This window comes from bacterium (genome assembly GCA_039961635.1).
Lineage (GTDB): Bacteria > 4484-113 > 4484-113 > JAGGVC01 > JAGGVC01 > JABRWB01.
Genome location: JABRWB010000041.1, coordinates 86122 through 112072, shown reverse-complemented (window position 1 = coordinate 112072; position 25951 = coordinate 86122). Strand labels below are relative to the sequence as shown.

The 25951-nt window shown below is 52.9% G+C and carries 27 protein-coding genes; 14 read left to right on the top strand and 13 right to left on the bottom strand.

Annotated elements, in window-relative coordinates; all coding sequences use genetic code 11:
- Positions 1-4: 4 nt before the first annotated feature.
- Genes HRF49_07075 through HRF49_07050 form a run of 6 tightly spaced genes read left to right on the top strand, consistent with a single transcriptional unit; the run spans position 5 to position 5374 of the window.
- Positions 5-1474: a branched-chain amino acid ABC transporter permease gene (locus HRF49_07075; protein MEP0814412.1), complete on the top strand. Its 1470-nt coding sequence runs from the start codon at positions 5-7 to the stop codon at positions 1472-1474.
- Entirely contained in the window at positions 1474-2739 is a 1266-nt protein-coding gene (locus tag HRF49_07070) for a branched-chain amino acid ABC transporter permease (protein MEP0814411.1), read from the top strand. Before HRF49_07075 ends, HRF49_07070 begins: the two co-directional genes overlap by 1 nt.
- The gene (locus tag HRF49_07065; GenBank protein ID MEP0814410.1) at positions 2732-3496 is read left to right on the top strand and encodes an ABC transporter ATP-binding protein; all 765 of its coding nucleotides are present in this window, start codon (positions 2732-2734) and stop codon (positions 3494-3496) included. The genes HRF49_07070 and HRF49_07065 overlap by 8 nt, the downstream gene beginning before the upstream one ends.
- Positions 3496-4200: an ABC transporter ATP-binding protein gene (locus tag HRF49_07060; protein ID MEP0814409.1), complete on the top strand. Its 705-nt coding sequence runs from the start codon at positions 3496-3498 to the stop codon at positions 4198-4200. Before HRF49_07065 ends, HRF49_07060 begins: the two co-directional genes overlap by 1 nt.
- A 42-nt stretch (positions 4201-4242) precedes the next feature.
- A complete protein-coding gene (locus HRF49_07055; protein ID MEP0814408.1) occupies positions 4243-4524 on the top strand; it encodes a hypothetical protein in 282 nt (93 codons plus the stop codon).
- A 31-nt stretch (positions 4525-4555) separates the two neighbouring features.
- Entirely contained in the window at positions 4556-5374 is an 819-nt protein-coding gene (locus HRF49_07050) for an MBL fold metallo-hydrolase (GenBank protein MEP0814407.1), read from the top strand.
- Here the strand turns inward: HRF49_07050 and HRF49_07045 are convergent.
- The 8 genes from HRF49_07045 to rseP all read right to left on the bottom strand — a co-directional run bounded on the left by HRF49_07045 (position 5371) and on the right by rseP (position 14840).
- Positions 5371-6306 carry a ComF family protein gene (locus HRF49_07045; protein ID MEP0814406.1) on the bottom strand — a complete coding sequence of 312 codons (936 nt, stop codon included), beginning with the start codon at positions 6304-6306 and terminating at the stop codon, positions 5371-5373. The genes HRF49_07050 and HRF49_07045 overlap by 4 nt on opposite strands.
- A gap of 39 nt (positions 6307-6345) precedes the next feature.
- Positions 6346-6819, bottom strand: coding sequence for a D-glycero-beta-D-manno-heptose 1-phosphate adenylyltransferase (gene rfaE2 / locus HRF49_07040; protein MEP0814405.1), 474 nt, complete (start codon positions 6817-6819; stop codon positions 6346-6348).
- Complete coding sequence (locus tag HRF49_07035) at positions 6819-7787, bottom strand: bifunctional hydroxymethylpyrimidine kinase/phosphomethylpyrimidine kinase (GenBank protein ID MEP0814404.1); 969 nt, start codon at positions 7785-7787, stop codon at positions 6819-6821. Before HRF49_07035 ends, rfaE2 begins: the two co-directional genes overlap by 1 nt.
- 15 nt (positions 7788-7802) lie before the next feature.
- Positions 7803-8384 carry an HAD family hydrolase gene (locus tag HRF49_07030; protein MEP0814403.1) on the bottom strand — a complete coding sequence of 194 codons (582 nt, stop codon included), beginning with the start codon at positions 8382-8384 and terminating at the stop codon, positions 7803-7805.
- 3 nt (positions 8385-8387) lie between these two features.
- Positions 8388-9434, bottom strand: coding sequence for a lipopolysaccharide heptosyltransferase II (gene waaF, locus HRF49_07025; protein MEP0814402.1), 1047 nt, complete (start codon positions 9432-9434; stop codon positions 8388-8390).
- Entirely contained in the window at positions 9431-10510 is a 1080-nt protein-coding gene (locus tag HRF49_07020) for a mitochondrial fission ELM1 family protein (GenBank protein ID MEP0814401.1), read from the bottom strand. The genes waaF and HRF49_07020 overlap by 4 nt, the downstream gene beginning before the upstream one ends.
- A complete protein-coding gene (locus HRF49_07015; protein ID MEP0814400.1) occupies positions 10510-13191 on the bottom strand; it encodes a hypothetical protein in 2682 nt (893 codons plus the stop codon). The genes HRF49_07020 and HRF49_07015 overlap by 1 nt, the downstream gene beginning before the upstream one ends.
- Before the next feature lie 296 nt (positions 13192-13487).
- Positions 13488-14840 carry an RIP metalloprotease RseP gene (gene rseP / locus HRF49_07010; GenBank protein ID MEP0814399.1) on the bottom strand — a complete coding sequence of 451 codons (1353 nt, stop codon included), beginning with the start codon at positions 14838-14840 and terminating at the stop codon, positions 13488-13490.
- A 133-nt stretch (positions 14841-14973) separates the two neighbouring features.
- On the opposite strand from rseP, the gene HRF49_07005 reads away from it, so the two are divergent.
- The 5 genes from HRF49_07005 to HRF49_06985 all read left to right on the top strand — a co-directional run bounded on the left by HRF49_07005 (position 14974) and on the right by HRF49_06985 (position 18345).
- A complete protein-coding gene (locus HRF49_07005; protein ID MEP0814398.1) occupies positions 14974-15186 on the top strand; it encodes a YggT family protein in 213 nt (70 codons plus the stop codon).
- Positions 15187-15204: 18 nt separating this feature from the next.
- Positions 15205-15705 (top strand): DivIVA domain-containing protein, encoded by a 501-nt coding sequence (locus HRF49_07000; GenBank protein MEP0814397.1) that lies wholly within the window; start codon positions 15205-15207, stop codon positions 15703-15705.
- Positions 15706-15798: 93 nt separating this feature from the next.
- Positions 15799-16446 (top strand): HD domain-containing protein, encoded by a 648-nt coding sequence (locus tag HRF49_06995; GenBank protein ID MEP0814396.1) that lies wholly within the window; start codon positions 15799-15801, stop codon positions 16444-16446.
- A gap of 9 nt (positions 16447-16455) precedes the next feature.
- Entirely contained in the window at positions 16456-16911 is a 456-nt protein-coding gene (gene ssb / locus HRF49_06990) for a single-stranded DNA-binding protein (GenBank protein ID MEP0814395.1), read from the top strand.
- Between the two features lie 99 nt (positions 16912-17010).
- Positions 17011-18345, top strand: a complete 1335-nt coding sequence (locus HRF49_06985) for an MATE family efflux transporter (protein MEP0814394.1) — start codon at positions 17011-17013, stop codon at positions 18343-18345.
- Between the two features lie 13 nt (positions 18346-18358).
- Here the strand turns inward: HRF49_06985 and HRF49_06980 are convergent, their stop codons facing one another.
- The 5 genes from HRF49_06980 to HRF49_06960 all read right to left on the bottom strand — a co-directional run bounded on the left by HRF49_06980 (position 18359) and on the right by HRF49_06960 (position 25106).
- Positions 18359-20092 carry an N-acetylmuramoyl-L-alanine amidase gene (locus HRF49_06980; protein MEP0814393.1) on the bottom strand — a complete coding sequence of 578 codons (1734 nt, stop codon included), beginning with the start codon at positions 20090-20092 and terminating at the stop codon, positions 18359-18361.
- Positions 20089-21204, bottom strand: coding sequence for a UDP-N-acetylglucosamine--N-acetylmuramyl-(pentapeptide) pyrophosphoryl-undecaprenol N-acetylglucosamine transferase (locus HRF49_06975; GenBank protein MEP0814392.1), 1116 nt, complete (start codon positions 21202-21204; stop codon positions 20089-20091). The genes HRF49_06980 and HRF49_06975 overlap by 4 nt, the downstream gene beginning before the upstream one ends.
- Positions 21205-21266: 62 nt before the next feature.
- Positions 21267-22424, bottom strand: a complete 1158-nt coding sequence (gene mnmA / locus HRF49_06970; protein MEP0814391.1) for a tRNA 2-thiouridine(34) synthase MnmA — start codon at positions 22422-22424, stop codon at positions 21267-21269.
- A gap of 69 nt (positions 22425-22493) precedes the next feature.
- Entirely contained in the window at positions 22494-24047 is a 1554-nt protein-coding gene (locus HRF49_06965; protein MEP0814390.1) for a hypothetical protein, read from the bottom strand.
- A gap of 24 nt (positions 24048-24071) precedes the next feature.
- Entirely contained in the window at positions 24072-25106 is a 1035-nt protein-coding gene (locus HRF49_06960) for a hypothetical protein (protein MEP0814389.1), read from the bottom strand.
- A 143-nt stretch (positions 25107-25249) separates the two neighbouring features.
- Here HRF49_06960 and rpmH point away from each other — a divergent pair, with 143 nt between their 5' ends.
- From rpmH to yidD, 3 genes are read left to right on the top strand one after another with little or no spacing between them, the layout of a single operon-like run.
- A complete protein-coding gene (gene rpmH / locus HRF49_06955) occupies positions 25250-25384 on the top strand; it encodes a 50S ribosomal protein L34 (protein ID MEP0814388.1) in 135 nt (44 codons plus the stop codon).
- A complete protein-coding gene (rnpA, locus tag HRF49_06950) occupies positions 25385-25723 on the top strand; it encodes a ribonuclease P protein component (GenBank protein MEP0814387.1) in 339 nt (112 codons plus the stop codon).
- Position 25724: 1 nt separating this feature from the next.
- Positions 25725-25937 carry a membrane protein insertion efficiency factor YidD gene (yidD, locus tag HRF49_06945; GenBank protein ID MEP0814386.1) on the top strand — a complete coding sequence of 71 codons (213 nt, stop codon included), beginning with the start codon at positions 25725-25727 and terminating at the stop codon, positions 25935-25937.
- Positions 25938-25951 lie beyond the last annotated feature (14 nt).

Genomic DNA, 25951 nt, shown 5'->3' with positions numbered 1-25951 from the left:
GCAAGTGAGGCTGTCGCTTTTGCCGACAACCAGGGGAGGGCGTATCGGCGCAGTTGCGTCGGCAGCGGTTTTGCTGTTGCTGTGGCTTCTTTTCGGCTTCCTTCAAAACAAATACCCTGATAGCGATCTTTTTACCGGCGGCTACCTTGTCCAACTTCTTTTTAATGGTGTGGTGCTCGGCTGCGTATACGCGCTTATCTCACTTGGTTACACGATGGTTTATGGCGTAATCCAGCTGATTAACTTCGCTCACGGTGACATATACATGCTGGGAGCGTACTTCGGCTATTACTTTTTGCGGATTTTCATCCACAGGCTTTACTTCGAGCGTGAATGGCCGCTGTATGCGGCGTTTTTCCTTGCGATGTTTTGCGCGATGGCTCTTTGTGCACTTTGCGGTGTTTTGATGGAAAAGTTCGCGTACCTGCCGCTTCGAAAGTCCACGCGAATCGCCGCGCTAATTACCGCGGTCGGGATGTCGTTTTTCCTCGAAAACCTGGGGATAATCGTTTTTACCGCCAATCCAAAAAGCTTTGCGCCGAAATCGTTCGCCGTTTACACGGCGGAATTCGACAAATCGGCGGATTTCTCCACCCCGATCAGGCGCATCGTTTACGACGCAACGCGCGCGGAAGCGGAGTTGCAGGGCGCGTGCTTCGCGCGCGTTCGGGTGGAAACGGAACTGGGCAAAAGCGATTGGAGCCAGCCTGTCGCGCTGGCGGAGGGCGAAGAATTCGCCGCGGGAGGATTCGAGGAGCAATCCGGCTCAAAACTGGAAGCGCCGACGGGATTGACGATTAACAGGAAGCCTGGCAAGACGACCGGAAGCGTTGAACTTAAATGGGCTGAGACTCCCGCAAGGATTAGAAATATAAGGTCGGTGTTCGGCTCGAACGCAGTTTACATTCCGCTCGATTTTGGTCTTCGAACTAATCCGGCAAACGCAGCCTCATCAGACTACGATGCGGCCGAAAAGCGCGGGTTCGGTCTGAGCGCAACGCCGATTCAGCTGGTAATCCTGGCTACGACAGCTGCCATCCTTGCGTTTCTATTCTGGCTGATCAACCGGACAAAGTTCGGCATTGCAATGCGGGCAATAAGCTTTGACAAGGATGTTACGCGGCTGATGGGCATTGACACCGATTCCGTTATCAGCAAAACATTCGCGCTGGGCTCGGCACTTGCTGCGGTTGCAGGATGTCTTGTGGGGCTGTACTGGGAGAGCATTACGCCGCTAATGGGCATCCTTCCGGGAATCAAGGCGTTCGTCGCAGCTGTTTTGGGCGGTATCGGCAGCATTCCGGGCGCTGCGGCTGGCGGCCTGATTATGGGAGTGTCCGAGTTCCTCGTGAAGGGCTATATTCCGGCCAATCTAAGCGCGTTGTCTGATGCAGTGGCGTTTGCATTCCTTATCATCGTATTACTTGTCAAACCCACGGGGCTGTTTGGAAGGTCCGCCAAGGAGAAGGTGTGATGATCAACGGGTATTTCGAGACCATCATCATCCTTATCCTTGTGAATATCATTTTCGCGCAAAGTCTCAACTTGATTCTGGGATTTAACGGACAGTTTTCACTTGGCCATGCCGCATTCCTGGCCATCGGGGCGTACACGAGCGCGATTTTGGTAGGCGGTTTCGGTATGCCGCTTCCCGTCGGAGTGATTTGCGGCGGTTTACTTGCAGCGATTTTAGGATTGTTGACAGGAGTGCCGGCACTAAGGCTGCGCGGGGACTATCTGGCAATCGCAACCCTTGGATTCGGGGAAATCGTCATTCGAATATTGCTTATTTTGCCGCCTGCGTATTTCGGCGGAGCAACCGGGGTTCCCGGTGGGGCTTCTAAAATCGAAACGCTTCCGCAGCTTAAAAACGTACTGGCTTGGCCTGGTGCGATCGCCCCCGAATACGCGGGCAAGGCGATTGCGGAACTGTCGGGCGCGCCGCCAGCGAATATCAACCAGGCGATGAACTTGGTATTTGCATTCCTTTGGATAGGGGCAGCGGCGTTTCTGCTCGTTTACGGCCTGGCCGTGCTGGAAAGAAAATTGTCCGCTTTTGTTGGAAGGCGTTTCGGCGTCAATAAACCGGCCCTCTTGATTCTACGGGTTATTTACATGGCGACGCTGGCAACTATTGCGGTGGTAAACTCGCGAAAGCTGAACAATGCCTTTTATTCAGTGTTCGAGTTGCAAAAGGCGAGATCATGGTCAAGTTATTTGTCTAGCCAATGGACGGTGTTCCTTTTGTTGATCGGCGTGGTCACGCTGGTGATTTGGCTTTTCCGCAACTACTTGAGGAGCATTTACGGCCGGGCGGTTATAGCCATCCGCGAAGATGAAATGGCAGGAACTATGCTTGGCATCAACCTATTTAAGTTCAAGCTCATGAATTTCCTGATTGGAAGCTTTTTCGCCGGCGTTGCAGGTGGGCTTTTGGCGCATTCAATTCCGTCTTTCAACCCATACGAGTTCAACTTCTTCAAAAGCGTTGAAGTTCTGCTTATGGTGGTGTTGGGCGGAATGGGCAGTCTAACCGGGACGATAATCGGCTCCACGGTGATCACGATATTGCCCGAAGCATTCAGGGCTGTCGGGCAATGGCGGATGGTTATTTATTCGCTGGCTCTTGTGTTCCTTATGATTTTTAGACCTGGCGGGCTGTTCGGTCAAAGTGAGTTTGCCTTTCAGCTGCCCAAGTTTTTGCGCCGCGCGCCCGCGGCCGGGAGCGCTGATGCTTGAGCTGCGCGACGTGAGCGTTGTATTCGGAGGGCTACGGGCGGTTGACAAGCTTACGATGTCCGTAGGAAGTAAGGAACTGATCGGCCTTATCGGCCCGAATGGAGCGGGGAAAACTACTGTTTTTAACGCCATTACCGGAGTTTATCCGCCTACCGAGGGCGAAGTAATTCTCGATGGAGAGAGATTGAATGGGGTCGAAACGCACGAAATATGCCGAAAGGGAATCGGCCGGACGTTTCAAAACGTGCGCCTATTCAAGAACCTGACCGTCTTGGACAACGTTAAAATCGCGCTGGACCGTAATTGCAAATACTCATTGGTGGATGCATTCCTGAGAACGCCTCGATGCCGCCGAATCGAGCGCGAAATCGAGGAAAAGTCGTATGAGCTTCTCGACTATCACGGTTTAAAAGATTGCGCCAAGTCTATTGCCAAAAACCTACCTTACGGACTTCAGAAGCATCTTGAAATTGCCCGGGCCATGGCTACAAATCCGAAAATACTGCTTCTTGACGAGCCTGCGGCAGGATTGAACGACCGGGAAACTTCAGAGCTTATGGAGAAGATTTTCCGCATTTTGGAAGAGCACGAGCTGGGCATACTTTTAATAGAGCACGATATGAAGCTGGTGATGGGCATTTGCCAGCGAATCGTGATGATCGACTACGGCAAGAAGATTGCCGAGGGAGCACCGGAGGAAATCAGAAGCAATCCGCGCTGCATCGAGGCTTACCTGGGCAAGGAGGCAAATGCCTGATGCTGAAGGTGGATGCTCTTCGGGTCAATTACGGCGCGGTCGAGGCGCTTAAGGGGATTTCGATTGACTGCCCGGAAGGAAAGATAATCTCGCTGATCGGAGCCAACGGAGCCGGCAAAAGCACGACGCTGAACGCGATTATGGGGTTGGTTCGAACTTCGGGCGGCACCGTTTCCTATAGCGGCCTCGACATTACTAACAAGCCGGCGCACAAAATAGTGGCGCTTGGAATGAGTCTGGTGCCGGAAGGCAGAAGGATATTCACGAATCTGACTGTCAACGAAAACCTGGAAATCGGAGCATTTCTGGAGAAGGACCGCGGCAAAATTGCCGAGCGCAAAGAGGAGGTTTTTGCGCTTTTCCCGCGGCTGAAGGAGCGCATCGGTCAGATCGGTGCAACGTTGTCCGGCGGCGAGCAGCAGATGCTGGCGATCGGAAGGGCGATGATGCAGGACCCGAAGCTGATGCTGCTAGACGAGCCGTCGCTGGGGCTTGCCCCGAATTTGGTGGCAGAAATCTTCGAAACCATTCGCAAGATCAACTCGCGAGGCGCTACAATACTGCTGGTCGAGCAGAACGCGTTCCAGGCGCTCAAGATTTCGGATTACGCGTACGTGCTCGTCACCGGCAGGATTGAACTTTGGGGCACGGGCGCTGAATTGATCGAAAACGAGGACGTCAAGAAAGCGTATTTGGGAATTTGACTTCTGAAAATTCGATGCCGGCGTACGCCGGGTGATGACACGATGGATTACTTCTGGGAATACGCCGAGGTGTACGCCTCGTTTTACAAAAACGCATTCAGCGTGCGAGTGCAGTTTCCTGACGGGAGTCACACGATTTCGACTCCCGACTCGACGCTAGTAATCCTAAACGAACTTGGCCGGGATGGATGGGAGTTGGCCGGATTAATCGGCCGTGGAAGACGTGGCGACGAGGGCGAATTCGGTCAGATTTACTACATGAAGCGGCAAGTGAAGAAAAAGCCGACGATGGAGTCATACGGTCCGCTGAGAGGCGCGAGGTAAAATGCGGTTCCCGCACGGGGAGGAATAAAAGATGATCGTTTTCGAGTCGGCAAACATGAAGCTGCACGCAATCTCCGACGGCTCGTTCGCGCTGGACGGCGGGCTGATGTACGGCGTCGTCCCCAAGTCATTCTGGCAGAAATGGCACGATGTTGACGCGGAAAACCGGATCAGGCTTGGCGTGTGGTGCCTGGTCGCCGAGACGCGGGAGGGATTGGTCGTTGTGGACACGGGCTGCGGCGACAAGCTTTCCGAAAAGCTGCGCGGAATCTACGATTTGCAGCGTCCGGAGGGCGATTTGATTGAAGGGATGAAGGCGGAAGGACTTTCGCCGGACGACGTGGTGGCGGTTATCCAGTCGCATCTGCATTTCGACCATTGCGGCGGTGTTACGAAGAAGTCGGACAGCGGCTGGGCGTTGCAGTTTCCGAACGCAACGGTTTACTCGACCTCGACCGAATACGCGGAGGCGACGCTTATTAACGAGCGCACCAAGGGCAGCTATTACAAGCATACGCTTGAAGGCTGGGAGCCGGGCGAGCGGCTGAAGCTTCTGGACGGCGAAACCGAAATTCTGCCCGGCGTTCGGGCGATTCCTTCTCCCGGGCATACTCTGGGGCATCAACTCGTTTTATTCGATGACGCGGGGATGAGGCTTGTCTACTGGGGCGATCTGATTCCGATGTCAACATTCACGCACATCCCCGTCATCGCATCCATAGATAACTACCCAATGGTGACGCTGGAGCGCAAGAAGGAGTTCCTTAAACGGGCCGCCGAAGAAAAGTGGCATCAGTTCTTCTGCCACAATTTCGGCTCGCCGTATTCGGAGCCGCCCGCGGCAGGCTAGTCGAACTCGATCGGAGCGGGGATTTCAAGATCGTCCGGGCCGTACCAATCGGGAAGTTGGGCGTCAGGCGTTTCCGGACGTTTGGTTGTGGAGAACAAGGTCAGCAGGTATACCGATTTAGCTCCCGCGCGTTTGAGTGCCCGCGAGCACTCGCTTGCGGTCGAACCTGTTGTGATTAAATCGTCGCAGAGAAGCACTGTCGCCCCCTTAACGCGCCGGGCATACCAGGAAGGGACATCGAATGCACCTTTCACGTTTGCCCGGCGCGCCGTGTGCGAAAGACCAACTTGCGAAGGGATGTCGCTGATTTTGCGCAGAACGCCCGACAAATAAGGTACTTTCAGGCTTTGAGCGGCGTAAAAGGCAAATACGGCGGCCGTGTTGAAACTACGGGTGTTGCCTCCCTTCCTCTTCTTTTCATCGTTTGGCGGCGGGGAGAACATCGGAAGCCGGGCCAGGGCGGACCACCGGGGCCGAAATACCGGCACCTCAACCGCGAAATCAAAGGCAAGTCCTTTCGAATTGAAAAATTCGGCTGAATCCTTTCCGGCGATACGCTTCTGAACTGCTGCCGAAGATAGCCTGTAATTCAGCTTGCGCTTTGAAACAGTGAATTTTGACGCCAGGAATAAGTTTCTCGCCGCGCCTTCGTATGGATAAAGGCTTCTAGCCCGGATAAAGCCGTATGTTTCGTCATGGCACTCCGCGCAATCCGGGCCGGGCCAGCCGGAACGCTTGAGCCGTCCGCAGCGAAGGCAAATTTCGTCTGGCGGTACGAAAACCTGATCGAAGCACGCGTCGCAAAGAACGAAAGGATTTTCCCGGCCGCAGAGCACGCAGCTTTGGGGGAAAAAAAGCTCGGCAAACGCGGCAAGCAGAGGCGGACTTTTGACCGCGGTTTGCGCGCCTTCTTTTCCAATTCTTCCCGCCATTCAAATATGGGTCCGCCGATTCGTAGGCGGCAAGTTATTTCACAAACCGAGTTTCCTGGCTAGTTCCGTTGTAGAAAGCCCCGGCACTAGCTCCAAAAGCACAACCTCACCACCGTAACTTTCAACGAAATCGCCGCCCACAACACCCGCGCGGTCGTAATCGCCCCCTTTAACGAGCACATCCGGCCGCAAGGCTTCAATCAGGCGAATTGGAGTATCTTCATCGAAGATGATAACAAGATCAACGCTTCTTAGTTCTTCAAGGACCGTTTTGCGCAAGGATTCGCGGATAAATGGCCTGTTTTCGCCTTTGAGCCTTTTTGTCGAGGCATCTGAATTCAGACCGACGATCAGCACATCGCCCAGTCGTCGCGCTCTCTTCAAAATGTCTATGTGGCCCGGATGAAGTATGTCAAAGCAGCCGTTGGTGAAAACTATCTTGAATCCCCGGGCGCGCCACTCGGCAATGGCTTCCGCAGCATCCGGCGGCAACTGAAAAGCGGACTCTTCCATCATACGCCCTCCGCATGCATCAAAACGGAAAGCACTTCCGCCGCTGTCACGGCCGCGATACCGGGCTTGGCTACAGCTACGGCGCCAGCCGCGTTGGCGATGTTCGCGGAAGTCACAAGGTCTGCTCCAGCGGCAATAGATGCGGTTAGTGCCGCAATGACCGTATCCCCAGCTCCGGTAGGGTCAAAAACAGAAACGCGGTGGGATGGAATTGTTGTGAGCGAAGCGCCATCCCATACGTGCATCCCTTCGGCTCCCCAAGTCATTACTACCTTGCCTACGCCCGAAAGATGAGATACCGCCTTCGCCGTCGCCGCAAGATCCGCAACCGGCCGCAAATGTTCAGGAACCGCATTCCGGGCTTCCTTTTTGTTGGGCGTAACGACGTCGCATCCTTGATAATAAGACCAATTGGGAGGTTTGGGATCCACTACGATCGGTATTCCGACACGCCGGGCGCAGCCTATCAGCGATTTACCCCAAAACGGGACCGCGCCCTTGTTGTAATCCGAGACGAGCAAGGCGTTACAATCGGACAGTACTTCCTCGGGAGGCACCGCATCCCTGTCGATCGGTAACGGCGATTCGTCGTCCACTCTAATCAATTGCTGGGACATTGATACAAACCTTGTTTTTACGGTGGTGATCGCTCCGGGCAGGCCGACAAGCAGCGATGTATCAATGTTGTTCGATTTAAGTTCGGCCTTAAGTAGTTCGGCGGCCGCGTCGTTTCCTACAATGCCTATCAGCAGCGGGGTTGCTCCGAGCCCGGCCAAATTTACAGCCACGTTTGCCGCGCCTCCAGGGAAACATGCTTCGCGCTCCCTCAACAGAACAGGGACCGGCGCTTCTGGAGAAATGCGTTCGACCGAACCATAGACGTAACGATCGAGCATTACATCGCCCAGTACGGCGATGCGCAGCTTCGGAAATAAATCAAGAATCCGCCGATAATCTGCAAGACTCATAGGGTCGGGGGCATTTTACATTAAATCTTTCGGCCTAGCGGGCGCCGTCTTGGCCTTCAATATGATTTCCGGAATTTCGGTGAAATCAGATGTGGCCCCGGCAATGTCCTCCGGATATCCCGAGACACCGTGGATATTGAAGTAAACGGTAGTTATTCCAAGCGCGCGCCCGAGTTCGATGTCAGCCGCAACGGTGTCGCCTACAATCGCGGAGTTTGCAAGGTCAATATCAAGCTCGCGAACCGCTTGATTCACCATTCCGGGTTTTGGCTTACGGCACCGGCATTCAACAGCGTATTCCGGTATAGTCCCTTCTGGAAAATGCGGGCAAAAGTAATACGCGGCCGGCGCGGCGCCACCGTTGTTAATTATTAGTTCGTTAATCCTATTGTTGACTGCGCGTACGCTCTCCTCACGGAAATACCCCCTTGCGATTCCACTTTGATTGGAGACGACGACAAGCAGATACCCCATGTCCCGCAATTTAAAAAGTGTTTCAGGTACGCCCGGAATCAGTACAACCTTTTCAGGATCTCGAACGTAATCCGTGTCATAAATCAGCGTGCCATCGCGGTCAAGGAATACTGCTGGGCGCATAATTCAGCACACTTCCTTTTCAGCGGGTGCGGTATTCCCGATGGCGCGGAACAAGGCGTCAATTACCGAGTCGGGCGAAATTTCGGCCATGCAAAACGTTCTATTTTTGCACTTCTTTTCCCAGCAGCAAAGACAAGACATGTGCGGCTGAATATGTACGCCCGCGGAATGAACCATTCCGCATATCTTCGGATCTGTCGGGCCGAAAAGACCGATTGTCGGCTTACCCAGTCCTTCGGCAATGTGCATTGGGCCGCTGTCAGGAGCGATGACGGCGTCGGCGCGGGAAATTACGTGTCCCAACTCCTCTATCGTGGTTTTGCCCACTAGATTGTAAACGGGAACCGAAATCGAATTTAGTCCTTCAGCCAAGCTCTCTTCTCCCGGCGCTCCGACAAGAATAATGCACACGCTGCCGACGGGAAGTTTATTTAAAAACGCCTGAACATTTTTTCGAGGCCAGATTTTTGTCGGCCAAGTGCTTCCGACTGCCAGGACGACCATGGGCCTTCCCGGATCAAGGGAAGGCAGGAGACGCGACAATGATTCGCTTACTCGGCTCGAATCCACGAAATAGGCGGGCATTTGCAAAGGTGCGTCTAGTCCGGATTTACGAAGCAGGGATAAACGCTGTTCGATAAGGTGCTGCCTTTCTTTGGGAAGAGCGACGCGGATCGTAAGCAAGTTTCCGCGGCCCTCCGTCGCGTATCCAACGCGGTGCTTAATGCCCGCCATCCATGCAACAATTGCGCTTCCAATTGAATTGTGAAGCAGGAAAGCAATTTCAAATTTCCGCTTTCTGAGCGCGGCCGCAGTTTGAAATATCCTGAACGGCAACCGAAATGCCGACTTCTTGTCAATTCCAATCACTTCGTTCACGTTTGGGTTGCCCGCAAGCGCCGGCGCGGAAGTTTGTGAGGCGAGTACGGATATCTTTGAATCGGGATAAGCCGCGCGGATTGCCGACAAGGACGGTGTAGCACAGAGGAGGTCGCCTATCATCGCCAAGTCCACGACCAGGATTCGCTCGGCGACCTTTGGCAGTTTCAAGCTTGTTTCTCCTTAGCCTGGTGCGACCAGCCCAGCTTTAGCATAATTTCGTCCCGAATCGCCGCAAGGTCGATAGTCGGAGATTTGGATAGTGATTCGGACTCCGCTCTGAATACTTCCGCCAAATCGGCCGACTGCACCCACCGCGCGAGCTTTTGGTCAATCAGGTATTTTTTGAATTTGGCAAGTTTTGCCGAGGCGCGCCTTTTCTTGAGTTCAAGGACGAGCGGCCTGTGCCCCTGAATAATCGCTTCGCTGATCATCGATATGCTGTCTTCGGTAACAACCGCGGCGCTTGCACGAGGAAGAAGAGCCGGGAGAGGATTAAACGTATCGGTTCTGCCCCAAATCCAATGAGCGTCCTTCTTTTTTTCGAATTCAGCTTGCAGCTTGCGCTCAAGGGAGGGAGCTGTCCTGCGTGAAGTTGTTCCTACCAGACCACACTTCTGTTTGCTTGCCCACGACCAGCTTATTTCCGCCGCTTCCAATACATCGTCGTCCGTCATATCGAATACTTTCGAGTTTCCTCCAACAATAAGGGCAATTGGTCTGTTTTTGAGTACGTCGCAACCGAAGCGGCGTGCGAGTTCGGCATCCGCGGTCTCAATACGCGCGGCATCGAAATAGGACAATGCCACGGGCGTGAATACGGCATTTGCAGGGTTTTTGGAACGCCTGTCATGCTCCGGCATCACTATTACGTCGAAAGATTCAAGCGGAATTGCGTTCGGTCTCATCATTGCAATGGATTTTCCGCCAACTGCACGGGCGATTAAAAGATTCGTCGCCGCCAGCGTCGAACCGGCGGAAACAATCACATCGGGGCGCTCAGAAAGCATGGATTGCAATGCCGTAAGGCAGGGTTCGGAAACAAAATAGCCCAGCAAGCCCAGCAGCTCCGGAATATTTGACGGACTGCGCTGGGACAGGTTCATCCTTGCCCGCAGCAGCTGCTCCCTAAGTTCGCTTTTAAATTCAATTTGCGTTTCGTGCGCAGCTAATCCCAATAGGGCGCATAACGCACGCGACTGGTTAAAGTGGCCGGGCTTGCCGTCCGAAAGAATCAAACCTCGCATTATTGCTGGTCGGGGTAAAACTCAGCCGAGATCAGGTACGATCCCGTGCTACCTCCTCCTCCCGTTACCTGAAGGTTAACCGGACCGAATCCGGCGGGAAATGATAGCACTTTAAGGTCAACGCCCGGCAAAGAATTAGAGTCGGAAAAGCTTTGTGAGTTAACCTTCACAATCGGGTTGAGTCCGCCCGGATGCCCTGCCACCACCCTTAGCAACATCAGTCCGCTTTCAGACAAGTTTGTAGTAAAGACGTCCTGGTCGTCGCCGCTTTCGATTGTTCCAGCGAAGTAGCGGTTGAATTCGAACGGCGTTGAGCCGCTTTGGGATTCGAAAACCTGAATTTCGTCAGCAGTTCTGGCGAATACCCCGATTATTGGTTTGGAACCGGCCGTTATCGCAATTCGCTTCGTGCCGGCGGACGAATCGTTAATTAAAACGAACAACGGCGCATTTGGAATCAACTGCATCGTCAAAGGCTCCGCATCGAGTCGGAGGGTCAGCGGACGGGGCAGCCTGGATGTTCTGCCGGAGTAGTCCACGAAATTCTGCAGGAAATTGACACCGGTAAGTCCGCCTGTCACCGAATGGATTGTCGGCTGCTTATATGAAAAATCCGCGGGGGGCGAACCCTGCCATCCGGCAAAGGACAAAGCAGCCAGCCAGCCCTGCAGCAGGGATTCCATAGGTTTGCCGGTCGCCTGCTCGATGTTGGCTTGTCCTGCGAACGCTGTAGAAGGAGTGGAAGATAGCACTAGCTTGGAGAGCGCGTCCTGCCCGTACTGCTCGAAAATGTGGCGTATGAAAAGGTAACCCGCACCGCGCACCTGCGGATTGTCCAGCGATTCGGGTGCGATCAAAGGTACGGCGTAAGCGGCATCCAGGAATTGCCCGATACCGATCATGTTGAAGTAGCCCTGGTAGCCGACGAAATCTTCTGTAAAATGCGAAAGCGCTTCGTTTAACCATACTTCTTCCGAAATGATGTCTCCTCCGAACGAATCCCTTACGCGAAGCCGGTTGGAAAAGTTGATCAAATGCTGAAGCTCGTGCGCGATAACCTGCCTGATGCTTGTCGAATAATCGTTGCGAGTTATCGGAGCGGTTCCATCGAAAAAGCCCGGTGCAATCGGAGATGGAGGCGTGAATTCGTCCGGCGGATCCTCCGCATCGGGAATGTCCACAAACACAACGTCCATTAGGTTCGAGGCTGGAGTATCTTGCAGATCGCCCGAAACGAACAAGCCGCGTACCATTCCGGGCAGATTGTTGACCCAAGGCGTTGCCAGAATATCTAAAAAGCCATCGGAGTCTATGTCATATATGTCGCCGTATGCAGCAGCCTCTTGCGCCCTAATGACTTCGCGCACATCATCAGCAACATCTTGAGCAAAAGAATCCGATATCCGGCCGTCGTCCACTTGCGGATCTATCCAAAATCTGACCGATTCATTTTCGCCTTTGAGTACTGCGTTGACTGTCGCATCCACCGTTTCCAAATTCAGTGCGGGATCGCCGAAAACTATTTTGAACTGACGGATATCACCGATGGTCGCGGGATTCCTTGACAACGCAGGGCGTGTTCCTGTTTCGGCAAGCAGTTTTTGTTCCAGCTGACTCAATTTGACTGAAAGCTTGTTTTGCTCGAAGGGGATTTCTTCCGTCGTCACCGAGGGCAGCTTGGGAGCTGCACTGACGCCTGATGTAACTTCCTCGATAGTTACATTATCTCCGGTTGCAGCAGGCTGTCCGAAGCTAATAAACGCCGCTATGTAATTTGCTTCCGCGGAATCGCGCACAACGTCGAAAGTCTGCGTGGTTCCCGCGGGGATTTCGAATGATTTAACTCCGAACTCGGCCAAATTTACGGTGTTGTCCGGCGGTGAAACTTCCTCCGGAGGATCAGGGGTAAGTGCGGGATTGGAGCCGGGCACACCGATTACGACGCTGGGCGTGCCCAAGTCGTCCGCGAGATCGTATGGCCTGACGCAATAGTATGTATCTGGCGACGTTGCCGCGGGGTCCAAATACGTGTAGCTTGGCGGACGCCAGTTGGGATCGGGTAGAGCAGGGCGCTCTTCGCGGGCGATTTCCACCCAGGAGCCGCCTGCTGTAAATCTGAGCACCGCGTACCCGGATACCTGATTCTGATAGTTGATGGCGATCGGAGTGATGTCGGACACTCCGACTTCGTTGTTGCCGTCGCCATCCACAATGGCAGCGTGATCGTTCGGATCCGAATGGTTGACCGTCGCCTGAAAGTTAAGCGCAATCGGCGTGATGTCGGACACGGCGACTTCGCCGTCATTGGAGTAATCACCTACGTTTCTCTCGGTCCATGAAAGCGCCCAGTTTCCCGCGTCGTCGAATACGGCCAGGTCGGTAACAGAGTTTTCAGCTCCTCTTGGCGCGACCGAAATCCTGCGCGCAGCCATATCCTTGCCTGAATTAAGCTTTATCTCAAATCTCACTTCCGCATCAAGCGCCTTAAGCGGTGCAGCTCCAACCAAAACCACTCCAGGCGCTGGATGCAGAATCAGTGTTATGGCTCCAATCGAGGAATCGACTGCGGACTCAAATTGGAGCCCGGAAGGATCGAAAACCACAGCCAAAAAAGAGCCGTCGGCGTTTGGGCTGCCTTCGATTTGTACGTTACTACCTGTTCCGGAAATCTCGAATTCCAATGGCGCTGCTACAGGCAGGATATGCCTTGCCGAATCGAAGGCGATTACCTCGGTTTTTGAATCGGTTCTGTTGCCAAGCCAGGCAATCAGTTCCGAGTCCGATGAAAACTGTAAATTCTGCCGGTTTTTGGGCAACTGCAAGCGACCGGAAGTCGGTGATTTGGCCCGGTTTCCTGAACAGCCAAATGCAATTGCAAGCAAGAGCGCAATCGGCAGCGTTTTGAGTGCGAAGCTGCGAAATCTAATGTACAGCATACCAACCCCTGAATGAATTCCCCGAGTTTCTCCGAACCGGTTCATCCGACCGGCAAGAGGCCCAGAACCTCTTTGAATGTAATCACGATAATCAGGCCAATCAGCATGATGAAGCCGACGAGATGCACAAGCGCTTCCTTGTGCTCATTTATGCGGACTCGGAACAAACCTTCCAACAGCAGGAAGACGAGCCTTCCGCCGTCAAGCGCCGGAATCGGGAAAAGGTTAATCAAGCCCAGATTGACGTTTAGAAGAATGGCGATGAGCATCAGCTGGTACGGCCCGCTTTTGGCGGACTGCGCAATCAGGTTCGTTATGCCGAGCGGGCCAACGAGATTCTGTGTCGGAGCATGGAAAAGCGTCCAAATTCCTTGGATCATGCCTTCCACAATGTCCCTGAGATAATTGAATGTTGTCTCCATCGCCTCGGCAAATGGCAGTTTGACAAGCACCGGTTCGAACACCATTCCTGTATACGCCACATTTGCTCCGACCTGCGCGTTCGACTCCGGTTGTATCGTGATTTGCAGCAGTTCGTTGTCGCGCACGACGCCCAACACTACCGGTTTGAATACGGGTGGGTTCCCCGTCTCCTGTTGAGCCGGGCGCACCGGCTGGCCTGCGCGCGTCTCCAATTCGATAAATTCATAGACTTCCCAGCCATCCCTTGCAGAATTAGAATTGACGGAAGTGATTACATCCCCAACCTGCAGTTGTGCTTTAAACGCGGGGGAACCTGGAATGATGCTGGAAATTTTGCTTTTGAATTCCGGGTATTTTCCAAGGGCAACACCGAGGCTTGGGATTTCGTTGTTGTATTCGGGAATTACGGTCGGAGCGGCCGAAAGGCGGAGAAGTTTGCCATCGCGTTCCACCTCGAATTCAAGAGTTCGCCCACCCGCGTTGCGGACCGAGCGTTGGAATGCAAGCACACTTTCAACCGGTTTGCTGTCCACCGATTCGATTACATCAAAAACCTCAAAACCGGCCGCCTCCGCGGGACCGCCGGGGAAAATCGCGCCGACGCGCACCTTGTTTTTGGGGTAGCCAAAGAAGCCAAGCGCAAAGACGAGCAGTACCGCGAGGATGAAGTTGAAAACAGGGCCCGCGGCGATAACCGCAATTCTTCGCGAAACCGGCTGCGAATTGAAGCTGCGGTCGGATTGAGGCTCTCCAGGCTCCATTCCGGCCACTTTGACGAAGCCTCCAATCGGAAGCAGACAGATTCCGTAATATGTTCCACGATGCTTGAATCCCCACAACTTGGGTCCGATGCCGATGCAAAACTCGGTGACCTCGATGTCGAAAACGCGCGCGAGCAAGAAGTGGCCGAATTCGTGGACAATCACGATAACCGCGAAGACAAGAACAACCCAAAACGCCGCGACAAGCATGACTTGAGATTATACCCTTTCACTTCACAATTCCTGTTTTTTGCCAAGGCGAGCCGGGGGCACTGATACGGCTAAGGTATAATCGCTGACCGTGGGTATCGGCGCGTTTTTGGCAGGCTTGGTCGAGCTTTATATGCTTGTCATATTCGTTTGGATTATTTCATCATGGTTCCCGCAGGCGCGTTACAACGCGATTGTGGACTTCTGCGGCAGACTTTCGGAGCCGTTTTTGAAAATTTTCCGGTCCGCTATCCCCCCGCTTGGCGGGATGCTTGACGTTTCACCCATTCTTGCATTCATAGTCCTGCAGCTGATTGCTCGGATTTTGATTCAAGCACCCTTTTAAAGTTCCAGGAGTTCGACCGTGACATTAACCCCGCTCGATGTCGAAAACGTGGAGTTTCCCCAAAAAACCTTCGGCGGCTACCATCCTGACGCGGTTCACGAGTTCCTCGAAGAGGTGGTCAAATCGCTTGTGGAACTCATCCGGGAGCGCGATTCGCTTAAGGAAAAGGTTGCCAAGCTAAGTGAGGAAATCGAGGGATGGCGAGCGAAGGAGCAACTGGTATCGCAAAGCGTCCAGCTCGCGCAGCAAACCCGCGACCAGGTAATCAACTCGGCGCAAGCCGAAGCGGAAAATATTGTAAAAGAAGCCAGGCTGTTGGAAGTGGCACTCAAGAACGAACTTTCGGCACTAAAAACCGAGCGTGAACTTTTCGAGTTCGAGTTCTACGGGCTTCTTCGCGGATTCCTGGAAAAGCTTGAATCCCGCAATCCTGCGCTAAAATCGGGCGCTGACAGCCGGGGTAGCATCATCGCGGGGAGTCCATCCGCACCGGATGGTGCTCCCGGCAAAGCCCAATAATGGAGATCTGTTTTGCGAAAGAAACACAGTCTGACTCTGGATCACCCTTATCACGACCACCGCGAGGTTCCGACCGACGAGGAAAGCATATATATGCGCGTTTACAATGACTTGGAAGTACGCGAGTACATCGAAATGGCAGACCGAAGCACCGCGGTGATCGGATATACCGAACACGGTTTCAGGCATGCGCTTATGGTCAGCCAAACCGCCGGGTACATTTTAGAATGCCTCGGACATCCACTGGAGCAAGTGGAATGTGCTAGAGTTGCCGGATTAATGCATGATATCGGGAACATGTTAGGACGCGTTGCTCACGGCCAGACCGGCGCCGCGCTTGCATATCCGATTCTTACGCGCTTGGGATTCACACCATATCAAAAGGCTCTTGTCTTGAGCGCCATCGGAAACCACGAAGAGCAATACGGCCAACCGCTTAACGCGATTTGCGCCGCGTTGATAATCGCGGACAAAGGAGATGTCCACCGAAGCCGGGTGCGCTCGTTTGATCCTTCCGCGAACGACATTCACGATAACGTAAATCAGGCTTGCATCGAATGCAGCCTCCTTGTGGACGAGCACATCCCGAAGGTGTCGTTGGAACTTTTGATCGATACTTCCATCGCATCCGTGATGGAATACTTCGAGATATTTACAGAAAGAATGGTGATAAGCAGAAAGGCCGCCGAGTCGTTAGGCGCGTCTTTCGAGCTGGTCATAAATCACGTAACTTTAAGCTAGGTGAGTATCATGGCAAGCCTCAACAAAGTTTTCCTAATCGGCAATGTGGGTAAGGATCCGGAAGTGCGGTATGTCGCGGACGGTGTTGCTGTAGCAAATTTTCCAATTGCAACATCCGAGCGCTTTACTGATCGTAGCGGCCAGCAGCAGGAACGAACCGAATGGCACAATATAGTTGTGTGGCGCAAGCAGGCCGAAATTGCAGGTGAATACGTGCGAAAAGGCAGACAGCTTTATGTCGAAGGCTCAATAATGACCAGAACATGGACAGATGCCGACAACGTAAAGCATTTCCGCACCGAAATTCTTTGCCAAAGGTTCCTCTTACTCGGTCGCAAGGATGACGCTCCCAGCACCGCTCCACCGGGCGCGCGCCAAGCGGTCAGATCCGCGGAGGAGCCGGAAGAGGAAGAGCTTGGGCCGCCGCTGGACTACGACGACAACATTCTGAACCCACCGGGATAATCCGCCACGTTAGCATTCAAGTTTAAGCGAAATAACGGCAACTTCCGAACCGCTAGTCTCCGTCTGAACGGCGATGCGATTACGCGCGTAGGCGGAGAAATGGCTGCACCCGACCTGTCCGGCGCCATTCGACCTATTTTGCTCAAACTGGCACTGCCTGTAATCGCATCCAATTTGCTTGTTGCGGTTATCAGCTTCACCGACTTCAAGATGGTCGGCTGGTTGGGCAAAGAGGCAATTGCGGCACTTTCGATGAGCCGGACAGCGCTTTTTATAATTCAAAGTGCATTTATGGGAGCCGGCATAGGGGCGACCGCATACGTCGCCAGAAGCTACGGCGCGGGCAGAACGGATGAAATGAAGCGTTACGCCGCGCAGGCGGTGATGATGTGCATTTATATTTCCGTTCCGATCACACTTCTTGGCTATTCGATTGGGCCTGGTATGCATCACTGGCTGGGTGCGGATCCCGTTACAGCCGGGTACGGCTGGGATTATCTGAGCATGATTTATATTGGAATGTCGGTTATTGGATTACGGTTTATCGTAACCGGCGTGATGAACGCGCTCGGACGCACCGACGTGCCGATGTACTTGAATGTTGCGTTCGCATTTCTTAATCTGATTTTCAATTTTCTGCTGATTCCAAAGTGGGGAATGTTCGGGTGCGCGTTGGGAACTACACTCACAAGCCTCTTGGTTTTCGGCTATGGTGTGCTTTACATGCATTTTAAGGGATGGGCCGCGTTTGCCATATCGCAGTTCTCGGGAGCCGAACGGGCGATAAGGAATATGCTCGCACTCGCCGGCCCGGCGATGCTCCAAGTCGTTGCCCGCTCCGGCGCAGGGCTATTGATGTATAAAGTAATTAGCCTAGTGCCTAACTCGACGGTAGGAGCGGCAACCCTTGGTTTAGGACTTCAGGGCGAAAGCATCAGCTTCATGCCGGGGCTTGCGGTAATGACTGCTTCAGCGACGCTGGTCGGCCAAGCGCTTGGAGCGGGACGCAAGGACAAGGCTGCGGAAACTCTTAGGGAATCGCGCAATTTGACGCTGCTGATAATGATTTTGCTCGGTATTGTTTTTTTTGCCTTCGCCAGGGAGTTTATGGTGTTTTTCACCAAAGACCCCGATGTGATCAGAGAAGGAATCCGCTACCTTCGCATCAACGCATTCGCACAACCGATTATGGCGATTTCCTTTTCCGGAATCGGATGCTTGCGCGGGGCCGGTGATACTAAATATCCCTTCATCACAACCCTGCTATCGCATTACCTATTCCGGTTACCGGTTGCATATTTGCTGGGTGTCTCGCTCGGAATGGGTATTTTAGGAATATGGATATCCTTCCTCATCTCAAACGTGGCGGAGGCTCTATTGATACTTCACCGCCTGTCCCAAGGAAAGTGGCTGCATATAGAACTGAAGTATTGATTCCGGGCTGCATCTATCTCCCCGAAATGTCCGCGCAATAGTCCAGAATCCCCTCGCCGATGGCTTCCGCCAATTTTTGGCGGTATTCCGGAGTCGACAGCAGACTCTCCTCTTGTGAATTGGTTATGAATCCGACTTCGACCAGCACTGCAGGCACCACCGTTTCCCGGAGAACGAAGAAATTGGCGGTTCGAACGCCTTTATCCGTGACGCGGCACCTATTGACAAGGTTTTGCTGAATGTACGCGGCAAGCTTTTTTCCTTCGCCGCTCGACTCGAAATGGAAAGTCATCGCGCCTTTGATGTCCGGATTGCCGATGGAATTGGTGTGGACGCTCACGAACACCATCGGCAGGATTCTGTTGGCGATGTCAGCCCGCTCCTGAAGCGAAATGAAAAAATCGTCATCTCTGGTCAAGTAAACGCTCTGTCCTTTCTTTCCCAGATACGCTTGAAGCCTAAGTGCGATATCGAGGTTTATTTCCTTTTCCTGAAGCTCGGTAAAGGGGGATAATGCGCCGGGATCGCTGCCTCCATGGCCTGCATCAAGCATAATCGCGTATCTGCCCGTATCCTTCCCAAGAAATTGAATGTAGTAAGTGTCCTTGTTTTTGGTCGGTATAACACGATACCTTGTCCGTTCTGTCAAATCCACAACAACACGTACAACGTATTGATCCGGGGGCTGGCTGAATTGGCCGATTCTGATGCTCTTCACAACGCCTATTCCGACATCGTGCTTTGCTGTGGCGTCCGTGTAAATGCTGTCAGCAAAGTCCAAAACAAGCCTGTCGGGGGATGACAGCTCCCTTGCAGTGAGAAAAGTTGGCTTGCCGAATTTCACTTTCAACCTGATTTCCCCGGACGCGGTCTTTTCGAAATCCGCAAGTTGAAAGTGGTTTCGGAAGTTAACCCGGAAAAATTTGTTATCCGGCTCGGAGTAAAGTTTGAAACCGGTTGTTTCTTTTTGTCTGACCGAAATCGTAAGGACGGATTCGACGTCGGTGGAAGAAACTTTCAGCTTGTCCACTTCGGCGGAGCCTATGCTTCTTTCTTCTGATTCTACGATGAACGCGCCCAGCACCGTGAATTTAATGACCTTTTCCGCGTAGTCTTGCTCCTCGATGACGCGAACCGGCAACGTGCTTTCGAATACAAGATCGCGCGATTCTTTGTTATAGGAGATCCTCGTTAGCTTTCCAATTACCTGCCATGCCTTGAAAATCGGATTCCACCTCGGCCTGAATCCCCATTTTTCCCAAAATTGTGCGGCCAAATACCACTTATTGTTTCTTAGTAACAGCGCGTCTGGGGGAATTGATTCTGTGCCCAATACGGCTTTTTTCGACTTCATTTCAAGTTGGAATTCCTTTTCCGCAAGCTCTGCATTGATCGTTTTGGATGTCGCGTCGAATTTCACCGAGCCGCCGAGATTCCAAATGGCATCAAGCCCCAGATACACGCTGCCACCCGAAACTTGAACCGGTTTGGCAGCGACAGCATAAGCCTGGTTGCCGATATAAATTACCCACGCACGAGAGCCGGAGTTTTCTGAAAAATCAGTGGTTTCAGCTTTGGGCGGCCTGGATTCAATGTTAATTGCGCCGCCGTCTTGCGCGCCGACGCGAACTGGCAAAAGCGGCAAGAACAAAGCGGTTATCAGCAGCGCAAATGCGCCGCAGATTCCAAAGGAACGCTTTGCATTTCGGGTTTCGAATTCCATTCCGGGCACGATTCGCGCTTTCATTTGAAGGCCTGTACATCGGCTGCGATTTGCGCTGCTATCACCCTGGCTGCATCCGAGTCAAACTCTCGTATCCTTTTTCTTAACTCCTCGTTGTGGCAAGCCCGGAGCATTTCGGATAGGTCGTCAATGAACCTAGCTCCATTGAATCCTTCCTCCAAATGAATGCACGCCAGGCCTTCCTTGGCAAGAGGCATCGCGTTTAAAATTTGTTGCTTGTCTTTATGGTGCGAGTAGGGTATGAACACCGAGGGAAGTCCGAATTTTGCAACCTCGGCGACCGAGTTTGCGCCTGAGCGTCCCACGAAGACATCCGCGATGTGCAGCACTTCAGGAGAATCCCTAATATAATCAATCGGCATGTACGGGAACGAAAGTTTGCTGCGCCATTCGGTTGCCTCATGAATTTCTACCTTGCCTGTTTGATGCAATATTTGAACACTCGGGGTGATTCCGGAATCCCCCTGAATCCAAGGCAGGATGTAATCGAAAACCGCCCGATTAACGAAGCTCGCTCCGGTGCTGCCTCCTATCACCAAAATCGTTTTGCGTCCAGATTGTAGACCGTACTTTTCGAGTATGGCTTCCCTGTCGAGCTTGCCCGAGTAGCTTCGAATGGGCGCGCCCGTGACGTTGCAATTGGCCCGCGGTCCGAGCGCGGCGGCAGCTTCCTCGAACGCGCAGTACACAACTTTTGCTTTGGCTGCAGTTTTTCTTGTCACAAGACCAGGTATATAGTTCGGCTCGATCAAATACAGCGGAATTTTCAACCGTGTCGCCGCAATGCATGCCGGATACGCCACGTATGCTCCCGTTCCAATCAATAGGTTGGGGCGAAATTCACGAAGGTGTATTGCGGCCTGTCCAACGGCTTTTCCAGATAGCAAATTCCAGGCGAGCCTCAGGTTTTGCGCTACGGCGGAAAAGTCAATCGAACGACGGGGAGGCAATATGTCTACGGTCAACAAACGGATTCCGTAATCCCGGAGAATCTCGGCCTCTTTACGTTTGGTTCCGATCCAAACGACATCCGGGGGCGCAGGAAGAAGCGCTTGAAGCGCCTCCAAAACAGCAATTGCGGGATAGACGTGCCCGCCTGTCCCGCCTCCGGTCACCGCAATACGCACGGGCGAATTGTAACAAAGCAAATGCCTTGCTTGATTGTCATTGATTCGAGTTATTCGGAAGCGGGGAGCGAGCGCACAATCTCTCCGCATCCAACCACTATATCGCCGAGATATGCAACCGCCCACTGTCCCGGCGCCAGCAAATATTGAGGCTCCTTGAACTCGAGAACGGCTTCGCGTCGGGAGTATGAAGGCACAAATTTGACATCCTCGGACGCACCCCTCGGCGCTGTCCGGCCAGAAGAAGTTAGGTCGAGTGCCGCTCGAACCGGTTTTGCGCGGTAGCGAAGCTGCCACTCGAACTCATCTGCGCGCTCAAGTAGATCCGGCGCCGTCCAATTTAGGCTTCCAAGCTCCATAGCCGTGATGGGCCTGTAATTTCGCGGCCCGACTTTGACTGCAGCGGTTGCCGTGTCTATTTCGTAAACGAACTTGCGCTCGCCCATCCCTACGCCAAACCCTTTGCGTTGACCTATTGTGAAATTCTCAATGCCGCAATGCCTGCCGCGCACGCGGCCTGTTTCGTCAAGTATCGAACCCGGCTTGCTTTTCGGCAGCTGAATTCCATTGCGCTGGGCAATTTCCGCGAAAGACGCGCCTTTTTGCAAAAAGCATACATCCTGGCTTTCCGGGCGGGCAGCATTCCGAAATCCGATTTCGGCAGCCAAAGTGCGAACTTTATCCTTTGTTAGCCCGCCAATCGGAAATCGTATTCTTGGAAGCAACTTCGAGGGAATAACAGCAAGAAAATACGATTGATCCTTGTTGCGGTCTACTCCGCGCTTGAGTCTGTACGCGCCGGTTTCGTCACGCTCCAAGCGCGCATAATGACCGGTTGCGAGCATCTCGGTATCCACTGCTGCGGCCAGGCGATAAAACAGGTCGAACTTGATGAACCTGTTGCAATCCACGCAGGGATTGGGAGTACGACCCTCGCTGTAGCTTTTGAAAAACCTCTCTATGACTCCCGCCCTGAACTCGTTAACAAGGTTTTTGGTGATATGAGGAATCCCAAGCATGTCGCACGCGCGCCGCGCGTCGCGCGCGCTCTCCGCGGTGCAGCACTGTGTCGAGCAATCTTCAGCTTCTCCTGCAAGAAACTTGCCGGTGACTCCGAAAACGTCGTATCCTTCGCGATGCAGCAAGAGCGCAGCTACCGTCGAATCAACTCCGCCGCTCATCGCGACAGCGATTTTGGTCCCGCTCACGGGATTATTCTACCTGTGGCGGGTCAGGTTATTCTTGTTTTGCCGGGTCAAATGCTGCCAAATGAGGCTTTAAACGATCTCATCGTTTGCCGCTCCCTGGGCAAGCTGCTGGATGTCCTCTGCCTTAACTGAAAACTTGCGCCTTATCTGACCTGAAACCTCGCTGTCTGAACTTAGAAACGCACTGAACAAAATAGAGGAAGTCACATCGGGGGAACCTGATTGCACCGCCAAATCCATTGCTTTTGTCCAAAAGCGGACAAAAGGCCAGCGCAGGTCAAGTTCTTCATGAGAACCTTTGGCCGCCGCAGAAAAGGCTTTTTGAGTTGTCAGCTCCCATTCTTCCTTGGAACGGATTTTCAACCCTTCAAGGTTTGCGATCATTTCGGCGATATCGCCTTCAGTGCCGATAATGGGTATAACCGCCTTTCCGGTAACCTCTTCGATTTCGCGCAATATTTCCTTATTGTGCGGATCCGATACTATAACAAGCAACTCGTTTTCATCAACCAAAAGATAGGGCAAGGCACGCAATCTGGCGGCATCGCTTTTAGACATACATTTCAGCGCGTTGCCGTCGAATCCGGCGGTTTCCGGATTAAAAAACTCGATTCCAAGCTGGAGCGCAAGTCCCTTTGCAACAGCTTCACCGGAGCAATAACCCAGATCTACCAGCGTTTCGCCAAGGCGTTTACCGCGCTCTTTCTGGACAAGTAAAGCCTGATCCAATTGGTCCGGGGTAATCGAGCCGAGGAGAATTAAGATATCTCCAAGCTTCTTCCATGTGTACGGTTCAGACTTATCGGCATCCTTTTGACCGGCTTTGAGTGCCTGTCGCTGCGTGTAGGTTTTCAGCCTCAAATAGCACCACTTGGAATCGATACCAATGGATTCAAGATCGTCGACTAGCGGATCGGATTCTTTGATCGCGTTTGAAAGAACGGCCGAAATAATTTCTTCAGGCAATACACGGCCCGGCGTCAGAGAAAGCCGTTCGGAAAGCGCCTGCCCAATCGCGAACGCAGTACGCGATTCCGCTGTCAGAAAGATTAACGAAAGCGCGGGGCCATAATGCGCAACTGGTTGACGGAACTGTTTTGCCAAAGAATTAGTTTTGCCATGATCAATTACAGAATCTTCAATACCGTTGTTCCACCCGGGAGATGTCAACCACATCCTAATCAGATCTGAGCTAATTTCGAGATCCTCCAGAACCTTCGACAGTTCGGAAAAGCGCTCGAAGTCCATCGCAAGGAGCAAGTGCACCGTGGAAATCTCACCGGATCCCGAGCGGGTTTTTTCTTTAAACGCTTGACCCATCAGCAAAGTCGTGCGTCGGGAAAAAGAAGGTCGGCCGGAAGGAACATCTCGCGCTTTGTTTCTCGCCAAAAGGCTTTTTAGTCGAAGCTCAAGCGGACCCAAATCCTGGCAAAAGGAGCGGAGCAAATTCCCCGCCTTGGATTCGGGGCTTTGGACAATCGCAAGGAGGACGTGCTCTGGTTCTATTTCACCGTGCCCGTGCAAATCAGCCAATGAACGGGCGCGGTCCAGAACCGCCTTGGCCGAGGGGCCGAAGTAATCGAGATAATCCATCGCGCCGCCGGAAAAGTGGGATCGGCCCATTATAACACCGAGAGAAGTACGATATTAAAGCATGGTCGGCTTTCCGGTAAGCGCTTCGATCGCTATGTAATAGTCGAAATGCTCCAAATACTGGATGAATCTTTTTTGAAGTGGATGTTGCTTTGGAAGGACAGACTCCATCTCGCCGACTTCCATATCCACGCGGTGCTGCCACCGGCACATCAGCAACCAAGCAGGAACTACCGTAATGTAATCTCCCCGCAAATTTACGTAGCCCAGCTTCATGTTGATAAGCGTCAAATACGGGATGTTCGTTACCGTGGCGCTTCGATCGGTAAATGTTTGGCCGCCTGCCTGCTGGATAACCCAGCGCTTGGCCTGATTCACGGCGAATCCTGCGTCTATTATTTTTTTATCAGGTACTCCGGGACCGGGGGCAAGTTCGTCGTCCCAAAAATAGGCGAAATTCACAAGGCTTCTGTTCGAATCCAAAACAACCTGTATGTAATCGTCCAGTAACTGCACACCTCTGAAATACTTATTTGTTGTTAAAACGAACAAACCGTCGGCCTCTTCCCCGATTATGGCGGACTGCTTCACGCTCATTTCTTTCGCCTGTGCAGGCATTTCGCCGATGTACGTGCTTGTGAATTTCAAAGCGGCAAGCTTACCTTCCTCCACGGAGTAAACGTAGGATTTGTCGCCCCTTTCGTTCAGTGTCAGCACGCGTTCGATTTTTGCGGGATTGGCATCGAACTCGAAGCCGTACTTGAACACACGCAGGGTTCTCCCTCCGGAATCGCTGTAAAGCTTGCCATCCCCGTAAATCGGTGAGTAAATCTGCTTTGCAGTGCTGGTTGTCCCTTTCTTAAAGAACTTGTCGACCAGCTCCTGCTCGCCGAATCTCATTGGCCCGCGCTTAAGCCAAGTTAGCGTTGGCATATCGGTCGGCAGCTCAATCTCTACGTTTATGGCCGATGCTTCGAGAATTGACCGATCAAGACCTCCGGCTTGAGAGCCGTACAATGGACCCGATGCCAGCGAAACCGCAAATGTCAAAACCGCTCCCGCAAGAGCGGCGAGATTGTATTTCTTCATCAACTTATTTTATCACCGGATGCTTTGACCCCCATCCGCTTATACCGCTAAGCAAATTTGGGATTTGCGCCAAGGAATCAAAAGTGCTATTCTACCCGTTCGATTTTCGGCCTTGCGCCAATTCTCATCGGAAGTGGTGTGTAATGAAGCAGACGTATCAACCCAAAAAGACGAAGAGGTTAAGGAAGCACGGCTTCCGCTCCCGGTCTGCATCACCGGGCGGAAGGCGGGTATTGGCGCGCCGCCGGGCACACGGAAGGAAGAAGCTAGCGGTGTAAATGAAATCGCTTCCTTCTCTCCGGGGCGCGTATGGATTTTCGAGGGTTATGAGGCTCGGAAAGACCGTGAGAAGCGACTTTATGAGAATACATGTGCTCAAAAAGGAGGAAGGCGAACCACGGCTCGGAATCATGGTAACAAAAGGAGCTGGTTCGGCCGTGAAGAGGAACAAAATCAGAAGACGAATCCGGCAGGCGTTTGCCGAGCTGTTATCCGGAAAGCAGCTTTCCGCGGATATCGTCGTTTACGTGAACTCGGATATATCTTTTGTTGGATTTAGAGATTTAAAGATCGCGGCGGCTGATTTGGCAAAGCGAGCGGGTGTGCCCGTATCCTGAAATGGGCAAGCGACTTCTCTTATTCATGATTCGTTTTTACCAAAAAAGGATATCGCCGCTCACACCCCCGTCTTGCAGATATTCGCCCACATGCAGCGCCTACGCTCTGGAGGCAATTGAGAAATACGGAGCTATAAGGGGAAGCTGGCTTGCCGTCAAAAGGCTGCTTAGATGTCATCCTTGGCATCCCGGCGGCTATGATCCCGTTCCTTAAGGATATCGAAAACA